Below are 12,719 nucleotides of genomic sequence, written 5' to 3'. Positions count from 1 at the left end.
ATCTTATCCAACAATAATCCCCCCGCCTAAACAAACTTCCCCTTGATAGAAAACAACGGATTGACCCGCAGTAATCGCGCGTTGTGGTTGGTCGAAGTGTACTTCGCAACGGTCATTTTCCAGCGTAGTAATCCTGCAAGCCTGATCAGGTTGACGGTAACGGGTTTTTGCATAGCAACGATAAGGGATTGTCGGCGCGTGTCCACTAATCCAATGTAATTGTTCCGCTTGTAAGGTTTGGCGGAATAATAAGGGGTGATTATGCCCTTGAGCGACGATTAAACGATTATTAGGAATATCTTTAGCAACAACATACCATGCTTCGCCCGAACCTGTAGCGCGTCCCCCAATGTTTAAGCCTTGCCGTTGTCCGATGGTGTAATACATTACGCCGTCATGGTCGCCGACATAATCCCCATCAGGGGTTTCCATACGACCCCGTTGAGCAGGTAAATAACGTTCTAAAAAGCTTTTAAACGGACGCTCACCAATAAAGCAAATCCCTGTGCTGTCTTTTTTATCGTGGGTGATTAAGCCCGCTTGTTCTGCGTAAGCCCGCACTTGATTTTTATGAATTTCACCGATAGGGAATAAGCTTTGCGCCAGTTGTGATTGACCTAATAAATATAAAAAATAGCTTTGGTCTTTGCTGGGGTCTAAGCCTTTGAGCAGTTGATATTCTCCATCGACACAGCGTTGACGGGTGTAGTGTCCCGTTGCAATACGTTGTCCGCCTAAGCGCATGGCGTGTTCTAAAAAGACTTTAAATTTAACTTCACGATTGCATAAAACATCTGGGTTAGGCGTGCGCCCTGCTTGGAATTCTTGTAAACAATGTTCAAAAACGTTATCCCAGTATTCCGTTGCAAAGTTGACGGTATGTAAGGGAATGTCTAAACGCTCACAGACGGCTTTTGCGTCGCGCAAATCTTCTGCCGCGCTACAATACGTCGCAGTGTCGTCTTCTTCCCAATTTTTCATGAACAGACCACTGACATCATAGCCTTGTTGTTTCAATAACAGTGCCGTGACGGAGGAGTCGACCCCGCCAGATATGCCAACAATAATTTTTTCAGCCATTATGAATGTGTTTCTAAATAAGTTCGTGCTGTGGCAGCATCGATTTGAATTTGTTGTTTGAGGGCTTCAAAAGAAGCAAAGCGTTGTTCTTCACGAATTTTTTTAACGAATTCCACGTCGACATAGTGTCCGTAAATCATGCGTTGAAAGTCGAATAGGTGTGTTTCTAGTAATAAATCTTGTCCATCTACTGTCGGGCGTGTGCCTAAATTAGCAACACCATTAATGGGATAGGTTTCTAACCCATGAACGCGCACGGCAAAAACACCATTGACAGGTGAGGCATGACGGTGAAGAAAAATATTCGCGGTAGGAAAACCAATAGTACGCCCGCGCTGGAAACCATGGCGAACACGTCCTGAGAGTGTGTAAGGATGTCCTAGTAATTGTTGCGCGAGTTGCATATCTCCTTGACGTAAGGCTTGACGAATACGGGTACTGCTGACTCTGTCGCCGTCGACAATGAATGTATGTTGACTTTCAACTTGAAATCCTGCTTGCATCCCAGCTTGTTGTAATAATTTAAAATCTCCTGTCCGTCCTTTACCAAAGCGGAAATCATCGCCCACGACTAAGTATTGAATGCCTAAGCCTTCTATAAGAATCGTTTGAATAAATGTATCGGCTGTTAACAATGCGGTTTTTGCAAAACGTAAACATAAAACACGGTCTATGCCGTAACGTTGAAACGCAATGAGTTTTTCACGTAAACGGGTTAGACGAGGCGGGGCGCGGTCGGGCGCGAAAAATTCTTGGGGTTGTGGTTCAAAAATAATAACCGTTGTTGGGAGTTGTAAAGCCTGCGCATGTTGTTGTAATTGTTTTAAAATTACCTGATGCCCACGGTGTACGCCGTCAAAATTACCAATGGTTGCAACACAGCCCCGATGTTGGGGGCGAAGTTGAGCAAGACTTCGAATTAGTTCCATATCACAGTGCTTTTATTAATCATCAATATGCAAGCTAAGATGGTGAAAACGTAAACCAGTCGCGAACAGTATCAAGGCATAAACGAGCATACCAAGACTTATCCAAGTTAATAGATGCAACAACCGCATATAACTGGGCAAGACGAGCCAATCTGCCATTTGTCCACTATTAAACCAGAGCATAAAGCCCATCACTCCATTTGCAACAATAATTCGCCATAAAAAGGCTTTTGTGCCTGCTTGTAACTGTAAAATTCCTTGTTGTTTTAGATAATAATACAGTAAATAAGCATTGACTAATGCCGCGATTGCGGTTGAAAGAGCCAGCCCTGCATGTTGTAACGGGATAATAAAAAGTATGTTTAAACTGATATTGGTCAACATGGCAATAACCCCAATACGGACAGGGGTGCGTGTGTCTTGGCGGGCATAAAAACCAGAAGCCAATACTTTCACCATAACAAAGCCTAATAAACCAATGGAATATGTCATTAAGCTGTAACTGGTCATCAAGACATCATGCTCGCTAAATTGCCCATAACGGAATAAGGTCGTTAACATGGGTTGAGCAAGGATGATTAAGCCAACCGTTGCAGGCGTTGCAATTAAAAAAACCCAGCGCATAGACCAATTTAACATGGCATTGTAATGATGCAAGTCACCTTTAGCGATGGTTTTAGACAGGTTTGGCAACATGACTGTTGCAAGCGCAAGCCCAAATACGCCTACAGGAAATTCCATTAAACGGTCAGCATAATATAACCATGAAACGCTACCAGAGGCTAAAAAGGATGCCATTAAGGTATCAACCAGCAAATTGATTTGTGTCACTGATACGCCGAATAAGGCAGGCAACATCAATTTTAAAATGCGTTGTACGCCCTCATCATGCCATGCAATTTGTGGGGTTGGAAGCATGTCAATTTGCCGTAAAAACGGTAGTTGAAAGATAAATTGTGCAATACCTGCAAATAAAACCCCCCATGCTAATGCCATAATGGGCTGTTCAAATAATCCCGTAAATAATAGCGTGGCGATAATCATGCAGAGGTTGAGTAAAACAGGTGTGAAGGCAGGAATGGCAAAACGCCCATAAGTATTTAAGACACTCCCAGCAAAGGCGGTGAGGGCGATAAAAAATAGATAAGGAAAGGTAATTTGCAACATTTCAACGGTGAGGGAAAACTTTTCCGTTTCATCCCAAAAACCAGGGGCAAATAATGCGACTAAAGCAGGCGCACCTATTATGCTAACAACCGTCACCAGAAATAAGACTAGCCCCAATGTGCCCGCAACACGATTGACTAATTGTTGAACACTCAGCATATCGCGTTGTGTTTTATACTCGCTCAGAATCGGTACAAAGGCTTGAGAAAATGCACCTTCTGCAAATAAACGTCGCATAAAATTAGGAATTTTAAAAGCGACTAAAAAAGCATCGGTACTTGCACCTGCGCCAAATGCATGAGCGATGACCATATCGCGGACAAAGCCTAAAAGGCGGGATACTAAAGTTAATCCCCCCACCATTGCGGTTGATTTCAGCAGTTTTTTACTCAGAATAATCTTCCTTTTACCATGCTTTTGCTTGAAATTGAGCGTCGTTTAAAATAACTGCGGTATCACTTTTTTGGGTGATGACAAAAAAACCTTTGCGATATGCATATTTTGCAACATTGTCAGAAATCACAATGCCAGCAACCGCACCCAGAACTTTATGCGTTTTATATTGTGGAAAAAGCGGCTTAAATTTTTCCATTCGTTCCATATGTTCATCAACATCATCTTGACTTAAATGACTTTTTACTTCAATTAAAATGCAACAATCACCATTAATTACTAATAAATCAATTTGAGTTGCTAAACCTAATTTAGGATTATTAGCCTCTACATCACGAGTGACAACATGAACATCAATCCCACGTTCTTGAAAAAGCTGTACCACACTGGGTTTAATTAAGCCTTCCACAAATTCGCCTAACCGATTGCTCAAAGCACCAATTTTTTTATCTAATTCTTTTGAACGTTGTTCTGCTGCGCGTGTATATTCTTGAAGCTGTTCTCTTGTTGCTTGACGTTCTTCGGCTAAAGATTTTCTTAATTCCTGAATCTTACGGTCGGTTTCTTTAAATTGTCGGTCGGTTTCTTGGAATTTCAGGGTTGTTTCTCGAAACAGTTCCCATATTTCTTGTGCGTTTGACATTTTATGACCTCATAAATACGAAAGGCGGAACAATGTCCGCCTCTCTAAAATACCGTTTTAAAATCCGTTTAGTTTTAAAAACTAATAGATTTGTTAGCGCAAATTATTATACAGAAAAGGAAGAACCACAACCACAGCTTGTCGTTGCGTTAGGATTACGAATCACAAATTGTGAACCTTCTAAACTTTCTGTGTAGTCAATTTCCGCACCGATTAAATATTGAAAACTCATCGGGTCAATTAATAATTTAACCCCTTGGTTTTCTACAACAGTATCACCGTCTTGAATGTTTTCATCAAAGGTGAAACCATATTGGAAACCAGAACAACCGCCCCCTTGCACGAACACACGTAACATTAAATCTCCACTGTTCTCTTCTTCAATCAATTGCTTGACTTTAACAGCTGCGTTGTCAGTAAACAGTAAAGGGGAGGGTGTTAATTCTTCAGCAACAGCATTCATTCAGTAAACCTCGCTCGTAATTAGGAATATTCCTGCTCTATTATAGTAAGTTTCAATCGTAGAAAATTCAATAGTTGAGAATTTTGCTAGGTAATCAGGAAGATTTTATCGCTTTTTTCTTCAATTACAATAAAAAAGGGTAGCGATTTGATTCGCTACCCTTATTTTTATCTTAAGGAACTATCCGCAGATAAGATACTAACGATTAGTTAGAACCTACAGCAGCAGCACCATCGGACATGTTGGTTAATGTACCGTCGGAGGTACGGATTAAACCTTGTACTGCAACATTAGAAACTTCAGCATCGATTTGTAACCATGCTCTGCCTGTCCATGTTGTAACACCAAATAAGGTCTTAATGGCAGTGACATCTAAAACAGTTGCTTGGTAAGCAGTTAAGTTAGCAAGTTCAACACCTGCAGTTCCTAATTGAACCCCATCTTGTCCGTACAGTGTGCCTAAAATGCGACCTGCTTGAGCACTCATGTTATTGATACGAATAAAGGCTTGGTCAACAACATTAGGATTAGGAACGTTTAACACTTTAACCGTTGCACCATTCTTCACGATATTTGCTAAGAAAGAAGCAACACCGAAAGAAGGTCTATAGTTTTTGCCAAAACCAGGTTGTGCGCTAGCTACAAAAGAAGCACCAACAGTCCCTTTACTGATAGCTGTGTTGCCGTCAACCTTGAGGCAGACATGAACGCCAGCTAGGACTTCCGCCGCTGTAATGCTTGAGAAAGTAACGGTTGTACCTGTTGCTTTAGTCAATGAACCTATAGCACTATCAGCACAAGTATTGGTAGAAGCTAAGTAAACCCCACCAGAACCAGAATTCACTGCACCAAAAGCGGGGCTAACTAAGGTTAATTTACCATCATCAGCGATGACACTACCAACAGTTAACGCACCTTGGGATTCATTTGTTGCAGGTGCTGGCATAATATTGGCGTATGAAACAGAGCCTAAATAGGCTGTGTTTTTATTGGTGTTACCAACAATAAACTGGGTAGATGATTGGGTTACATCCACAGTAGCATCAGTGGCTGGGGTGTAGGTCATCTTCAGGGCATTTTTATAGGAGATAAAAGTGCCAACATAGGAAGTTGTAATGGTGGTGAAACCATCAATGTAAGAAATAACGGCAGAAATTGAGATGTCTTTTAAACCAGAAGTCATTTTGATATCTGGAATATAAAGTTCACATCCACTTGCTTGAGCGACGATTGTACGAGTATTACCAGCAGTCGCTTGCAATTGGAAGGTTGCGTTATTTGTGCTAGCACCACCACCCACTTGTAAGCTCAAGTCATATGAACTGCTTGTTGCTTCTCCAGCAGAGCGTGCCATACATGAAATTGAACCCGTGCTGTTTAATGCCGTATTAAACTGAGCCCCATTATTTAATGCAATGCTGATAAAGAAAGGGTTGTTGGTATCAACTGCATAATTAGGAACGGGCAGGGAAAATGTGAACCCACCACTTAAAATGACTGACGTTGAATCAGGTAATTCACTGGCAAAGTAAGCTGGGGTAATGCTAGAAGCCCCTAAATCGATGTTTGCCGCCATCACGGAAGAGGCGCCACTCAAAGTCAGGGCAACCGCTGTTGCTAAAATAGAACGCTTTTTCATTTTACTCATCTCCATAAACTAACAGATACGTATAGTTCAATATTGAATGAAAGATTAGTCAGATGCTTCAGAACTCATGTTCATTAACACACCACTACGAGTACGCAGGGTGGCTTGCACTTTGAACTCTGAGGCTTCAACATCGAGGACTAAACGCGCTCTAGCTGCCCACGTGCCAAACATGCCTTCTAATCCAGCTGCATCAAGCACGGTCACTTGATTGGGGGTTAAGGTTGCAATGACTTGAGATGAACCAATGGTTGCACCTGTTTGATCGTACATTGTGCCACGCACTGTTACGTTAAATGCGTTGGTATTGTATAAACGAATATACGCTTTATCCGCTAAGGTGGTGTTAGGAATATTTAAAACACGGAAAGACGCACCATTTTTGGTGAGTTTGTGAATATTTTGGTTAGGATCCCCAAAGACAGGTTCCCAATCAGTCACTTCAACACCACCAACCGTTGCGGTTAATTGACCAGCATCGATTGCAGTTGTGCCATTAACAATCATACAAATATTGAGACCATCTTCTAAATCTAATGGGTCAATATCAGTAAAGCTGACGCTAGTTCCAGAAGGTACAGCACTGCCTGCCGTATTGGTACAATCACTTGCAGTGCTTAAGCTAAATGAAGCGGCGGCTGCAACACCAGGACCATTAATTGTGAGGGTTGCTGTACTCAGTATGGCTGTGACAGACACAGAACCACTGGTTGATGCAACACCAACACTTGGGGTTGCGGAATATTTAGCATAACCAACTAATGCAGTGGTGGTGCTAAAAATGGTCGCAGTGGTGAATTTTTGGGAAGTTTCTTTAACATCAATGACTGCATTAGCAGCGGTATTTGCATCTGTTACCGCAGAAATCAGAACAGTCGCACCTTGTTTGAAGGAGATAAAATCACCAATATAAGCAGTAGTCGCATTAGCTAAGGCTTTTTTGTATTCAATTAATGCGGAAACAGCTTTAGTGGTTTTTGTGGTTAAGCCAGCATAAGTTGCTGTATCTGTTGCGGTACTTTGTGGATAGACCACGCAAGAACTTACCATTTTGTAACCTGTTTTAATACTAAAGGTTACTTGTGTTCTCGCTACGTTGACTTGAGTAGAATAAGCAGCAGAGGTAGAGGCGTATGAACCGCCAGATTCAATACCACAAAGCAATAAGGGAGTACCTGATGTAGGAAACTTTAACCCATCTTTCAGTGCTAATTTGATAAACAGCGGGTTAGCGGAGCTAACAGTGTAATTAGGAACAGTCTCGAATCCTAATAATAAACGGTCAGAAGCAGTGTTTACAATTGTGCCACCTGAGGCTAGGGGGGCTTCTTCTGCTAAGTAAACTGTACCTGTTGTGTTTGTACCATTGATAAACACACTCGCAAACGCATTAGTGGATGCCATTCCTAATGCGGCTGCAATAGCTACCGTAAGGGTAGTATTTTTCATTTTCATTGTGTTAACTCCTGAATCAAGTTAGTCAATACCGATTTACGCAGACTAATAAAACACGCAGTAATCACGTATATCCCTAGCATAAACTATATTAACAGTGATTTCAATTGATGTTAGAAATAGATAAAAAACGCGAGCTTATTCTACCTGATCTAACCATTCATGTAGTATCAAATTAGCAAAAGAATCTGCTTAAAACAGTTTTGATAATGACTAAACGGTATTGTTAAGTAGATATGTGGTGCTGTAATTCCCTATGAATAGTAACTATATCTTATTGATAACTTAAAATTATAGTTAAGTGGAGAACTTCACAGCATAGGTTAAAAAATGTTGGTAGCTGTATAAGTGGCAAACCTTATCTTTCAGGAATTATTTGTTAATAGTTAAGAAAGATAGAGAATATATGCACTAATATTTTATTTATAAAAGTATTTTTTATTTATGACATTTCAATTAAATAAATTGAGAGTGTGTAGTATTAAAAACCTTATCAGGTATGCTTAATCCGCATAACAAGGCACTTAATGCAGTTAAGTGGCTAATAATACTACACTGTTGCATTTTTATCACAACAAACTAAAATGTCTGTTTATTCTGTCACTGATAAATTTTCAGGCGATTCGGTAGAAAACTCCATTTCAAACGTTTTCAGTTCAGTTGGCCATTCTAACTCGTTTAAAACGGCTAATAAGACTTCTAAACCTTGGCGATAGACTTGCTCAGTTTCTTTTGGCGTTTCTGTGAAGATGATAATGCGATACCACGCAACCAGTAAGTCAGTAATTAATTTGCTATAAGCCTCTACACGCAAATCACCAAACTCTTTTTGTAAACAACTGGTTAACGCGGATGTCCACGCACTATCAAGGGATTGGGCAAATTTTAGCCAATCAAATTTTTTAGCATTCATTGCTTGATACAACGATTCGCGTAAAGTAACTAAAACTTGTTCTCCCGCAGTTTTATATAATTCCCAAACATCTGCTTTTTCACCTGTAAAAGCCGCCTGAAACAGTGCTAAATCCTTATTTTTTTCTGGATAGTTAGATAGTTCAAGGGTTTCACTATGACAAGGTTCTGTTCCCGCAATTTTTACCCCATCAGATAAGTTAAAAATCTTAATGCTTGAGTTTAAAAGACTAATTTGCCCCTCTACTGAACGACGAGCAATGTTGTGATAGGCTTGCGTATAAATTTTTCCTTCACTTTCAGGAAAGTTTGCTGCGGCGGGCAATATCCCCTCTTTCTGCGTTAAATCTGGTTTTTCTGCTGGGTTTTCAGTGTTTTCTTCAGATTGATATGCCCAATAGTCTTTAACGTGGTCTTGCTCAGATGTTTGGTGAAACCCTAAGTCTAAACCGACTAAATAGAGTGTTTTGGGTTTAGCAAAAGCAGCCGTTGCAACCATTAGATTCCCTGTTGTGGGGTGGGTATAAATTAATGGTCGTTTAAAATGAACAGGATTCGCTTTGCCTGATTCGTTGACTAATAAAACGGTTTTAAAGCGTTTTAAAGAATCAGGATTCGCTTTGTAATAGGAAATAAAAGGAATATCAGGGTCTAGCTCTAATTTATCTAATAATTCAGGGTCTAACTCAGTATCTAAACTGCATTGAAAATCAGGGCGGATACCATTGCGTTTTAAGGCGCGAACAGCGGAGTGCGCCGCAAAAATAATGAGTTTATCTTGATTTGCCTTAAGCCACGGCATTTCTTTATCGAGTGAGGGTCCGCTCGCAACGATAGCAATACGGCTGTTATCCGATAAAGTTGGCGATTGGTTATTAATCGGTGTTTTATTCTTTAAATTACGCGCCCCATAACACAAGTTACGCACTTCACGGTCATAAGGGACGAAAACCTCAGAAAGTCCCCGCCAATGTAGCTCAAAACGTTGAATTAAATTATTAAAATCATCGGAGGGATAAGCGGGGAGTAAACGTAGCCAAACTGTTGATGTAATCGGTGAATGGTCAATTAATAAAGACTGCGGATTTTCAGGCATATCTGCGCCAACGTGTAGCACTAACCGCCCGAAACGCTTTTCTATCTCGGCATAATCCACGAAGAAGCAAGATAAAGAAAAACGGGTAATATCAGGTTCTACAATGACAATATCTCGAATTTCTGTTGTTTGTAGATACTGTAAAATATGTAATCCGATGAATGTTCCAAGAAAAACCGTTGAGCCAGAAAAGCGTCGCCCATCGGCTAAACGGGGCAAACTAATCGTACCCGCTAACATTCGTTGATGAATAGCAGGAAACATTGCGTGCAGTTTCTCCGCCAAACTCATCACCCGTTGTCCATGTTCTATACCAATAGGGATTTCATGTAAAACCTTGAGTTTATCCACCCAACCTGTATGATGCCAATAGCCTAATTCGCTGATATATTTATAAAGTCCGTCATCAGGATGGCATAACGCTTTTGACGGTATATGCGAAATTTCCAAAAAGTCAGGGGTAATACTCACGCGAAAATCGCCCGTACCGACATGCTTAATCGTATTCGCAAGGTCGATATTGCGGGGTTTTAAATAGTTAAAATTTTTCTCCTGCATTTCAAACAACATTTTCATGCGTTTTTTAGCAGTGGCGCGTTTTAATTCGTGAATAAATCGTAAGCTCATCGTTATTTTCTAATGGTTTGTTTAAGCAATATTTGAATTGCACATAAGCCTAATGTGCATAGGTAGAGATAGCAAGTCGTTTTAGAAATCTGGAGACGAATAGAATACGGGTAAATCCTATTTTTTCGTCAAAAAACTGCAAAATAGATGTCATCAAACCGTCATTTGTATTGATTAGTATCTCTTAGATCATACAAACACCATGACAAACGGGAAATGAAACATGAGTGCAGTGTCTGCTGAGTTACTAAAAACGGCGGTTCATCAGAATGAATTAATGAGTCGTCAGGGTCTGTTAGAGCGGTTATTTAGCTTCTGGTTTAACGGCTTTGTGTATAACCAAATTTGGGAAGACCCTCAAGTTGATTTACAAGCCTTACAATTAACCCCTGAAAGTCGAATTTTAACCATTGCCTCTGGTGGTTGTAATATTCTGAATTATCTGATTGAAAAACCCGCTGCGATTGTTGCTGTCGATTTAAACCAGTATCACATGCACTTAACCCGTTTTAAATTAGCGGCTTTAGCGCACTTACCCCATTATGATGATTTTTATGATTTCTTTGGGTATGGTGATCGCCCGCAAAACTTTGAGAAGTATCAAACTTATATTAAACCGCATTTAGACGCTGAATCGGTTAATTTTTGGGAAAAACCGACTTCTTTTACAAAATCCTCTGCACGAGTTCACTTTTTTACTAAAGGCTTATATCGTCAAGCCCGTTTTGGCTATTTCATGCGCTTTTTGCATAAATTATCAAAAGTTGCAGGCTATGATTTAAGCAAAATTCTGCAAGCAAATTCTATCAGCGATCAAGAAAAGATTTTCGCGGAAGAAATCGCGCCCTTATTTGACCATTGGTTTGTTAAATTAATCGGCAATTTCTCTTTTGCTGTTTTCAGCTTAGGCATTCCACCACAACAGTATGATTACATGAAAGAAGAGTCCGACGGTAATTTAGTTAAATTATACCGCGAACGGGTCAAACGCCTTTCATGTCAATTCCCCATCGACAATAATTATTTTGCATGGCAAGCCTTTAGTTCAAGCTATGACCATGAAAAACGCATTGCAATTCCTGACTATTTAAAACCCGAACATTTTGGTGTTTTAAAAGACAATGTGCACCGCGTAGAAACACATGTGACTTCATTAATGGGCTGTTTACGCAAACAACCTAATGCGAGCCTAGACCGCTTTGTCTTTTTAGATTCACAAGATTGGATGACCCCTGAAGCCTTAACAGAACTCTGGCAAGAAATTGCCCGCGTTGGTAAAGCAGGCACACGGATTATTTTCCGCACTGCGTCCCCAGAATCCCCCATCGAAACCGCATTGCCCACAGCATTACGGGCGCGTTTTGTTTATGAAGAACAACGTTCACAAGAATTGTTTAAACAAGACCGTTCAGCGATTTATGGCGGTTTCCATATTTATTCCTTAGCTTAACCCATCTTGCGGGAGCGAATCGCTTCCGCTTACTCCTAAATTCTGAGGAAGGATAAATCGATGGATCAAGTACAAGCAATGGATCATATGTATCGTTATCAGCGATATATTTATGATATTACTCGCAAATACTATTTATTTGGACGTGATACGCTTATTCGTGAAATGCCCGTACAGGCAGGCGAAACCGTGTTAGAAATGGGCTGCGGTACAGCACGGAATTTATTGCTACTTGCTAATCGTTATCCTAAAGCCCAATTCTACGGTTTAGATGCCTCAAACGAGATGCTTATCACCGCCCAGCAAAAAGTGGCAAAAAGCCCTTATGCAAATCATATTCATTTAACCCAAGCCCTAGCAGAAGAATTAAATTACAACCAGTTATTTCATTTAAATAAACCGTTTGACAAAATCTTTTTTTCTTATGCGTTATCTATGATTCCACCGTGGCAACAAGCCCTACAAGCTGCTTTGCAAAATTTAAAAGTCGGGGGCGAATTACATATCGTCGATTTTTCTGATCAGCGTGACCTCCCGCGTTGGTTTCAATATGTATTAACCCGTTGGTTAGATTTATTCGGGGTACATTATCCCCCTGATTTATTGCCCTATTTAGAAAACATGGAGAAACAAGGGCAAGGAACACTGACTACGCGCGGGCTGGGCGGACATTATGCGTTTTTAGCCTGCTTTAAGAAAAAGTAAATTTTTTAAAATAGTTACAATACTATAAACAAGGACGACATAGAAAAAAACGCTATGTTGTCCTTTGTGCTGAAAAACGGAAGGAAATAAGGATAAATTGTGGTTCTGATAGTTCCTTGTTACGCTTAGACCTAACCATTTTTAACAACAA

The 12,719-nt window shown here is 40.4% G+C and carries 10 protein-coding genes; 2 read left to right on the top strand and 8 right to left on the bottom strand.

Translation table 11 applies throughout. From position 1 onward, the window contains the following. Positions 1-3 precede the first annotated feature (3 nt). The 8 genes from mnmA to BEGALDRAFT_RS11455 all read right to left on the bottom strand — a co-directional run bounded on the left by mnmA (position 4) and on the right by BEGALDRAFT_RS11455 (position 10,413). On the bottom strand, positions 4-1,083 hold the full coding sequence (gene mnmA, locus BEGALDRAFT_RS11490) for a tRNA 2-thiouridine(34) synthase MnmA (protein ID WP_198284696.1): 1,080 nt from the start codon (positions 1,081-1,083) through the stop codon (positions 4-6). Next, positions 1,080-2,009: a bifunctional riboflavin kinase/FAD synthetase gene (gene ribF / locus BEGALDRAFT_RS11485; protein WP_002690140.1), complete on the bottom strand. Its 930-nt coding sequence runs from the start codon at positions 2,007-2,009 to the stop codon at positions 1,080-1,082. The genes mnmA and ribF overlap by 4 nt, the downstream gene beginning before the upstream one ends. 15 nt (positions 2,010-2,024) lie before the next feature. Beyond that, a complete protein-coding gene (gene murJ / locus BEGALDRAFT_RS11480; protein ID WP_269719565.1) occupies positions 2,025-3,554 on the bottom strand; it encodes a murein biosynthesis integral membrane protein MurJ in 1,530 nt (509 codons plus the stop codon). A 28-nt stretch (positions 3,555-3,582) separates the two neighbouring features. Then, positions 3,583-4,212: a hypothetical protein gene (locus tag BEGALDRAFT_RS11475; protein ID WP_002690138.1), complete on the bottom strand. Its 630-nt coding sequence runs from the start codon at positions 4,210-4,212 to the stop codon at positions 3,583-3,585. 106 nt (positions 4,213-4,318) lie between these two features. Then, complete coding sequence (gene erpA, locus BEGALDRAFT_RS11470; RefSeq protein ID WP_002690137.1) at positions 4,319-4,675, bottom strand: iron-sulfur cluster insertion protein ErpA; 357 nt, start codon at positions 4,673-4,675, stop codon at positions 4,319-4,321. A gap of 205 nt (positions 4,676-4,880) precedes the next feature. Continuing rightward, positions 4,881-6,314, bottom strand: a complete 1,434-nt coding sequence (locus BEGALDRAFT_RS11465; protein ID WP_002690136.1) for a hypothetical protein — start codon at positions 6,312-6,314, stop codon at positions 4,881-4,883. Between the two features lie 54 nt (positions 6,315-6,368). Continuing rightward, on the bottom strand, positions 6,369-7,778 hold the full coding sequence (locus tag BEGALDRAFT_RS11460; RefSeq protein WP_002690135.1) for a hypothetical protein: 1,410 nt from the start codon (positions 7,776-7,778) through the stop codon (positions 6,369-6,371). A 592-nt stretch (positions 7,779-8,370) separates the two neighbouring features. Next, the gene (locus BEGALDRAFT_RS11455; protein ID WP_002690133.1) at positions 8,371-10,413 is read right to left on the bottom strand and encodes a motility associated factor glycosyltransferase family protein; all 2,043 of its coding nucleotides are present in this window, start codon (positions 10,411-10,413) and stop codon (positions 8,371-8,373) included. A 223-nt stretch (positions 10,414-10,636) separates the two neighbouring features. Between BEGALDRAFT_RS11455 and BEGALDRAFT_RS11450 the strand changes: the two genes are divergently transcribed. After that, positions 10,637-11,863, top strand: coding sequence for a DUF3419 family protein (locus BEGALDRAFT_RS11450; protein ID WP_002690128.1), 1,227 nt, complete (start codon positions 10,637-10,639; stop codon positions 11,861-11,863). A 60-nt stretch (positions 11,864-11,923) separates the two neighbouring features. Then, positions 11,924-12,568, top strand: a complete 645-nt coding sequence (locus BEGALDRAFT_RS11445) for a class I SAM-dependent methyltransferase (protein WP_002690127.1) — start codon at positions 11,924-11,926, stop codon at positions 12,566-12,568. The last annotated feature ends 151 nt before the right edge of the window (positions 12,569-12,719 follow it).

The sequence above is a fragment of the Beggiatoa alba B18LD genome (assembly GCF_000245015.1).
GTDB classification, from domain to species: domain Bacteria; phylum Pseudomonadota; class Gammaproteobacteria; order Beggiatoales; family Beggiatoaceae; genus Beggiatoa; species Beggiatoa alba.
This window is presented reverse-complemented; position numbering and strand designations above follow the sequence as displayed.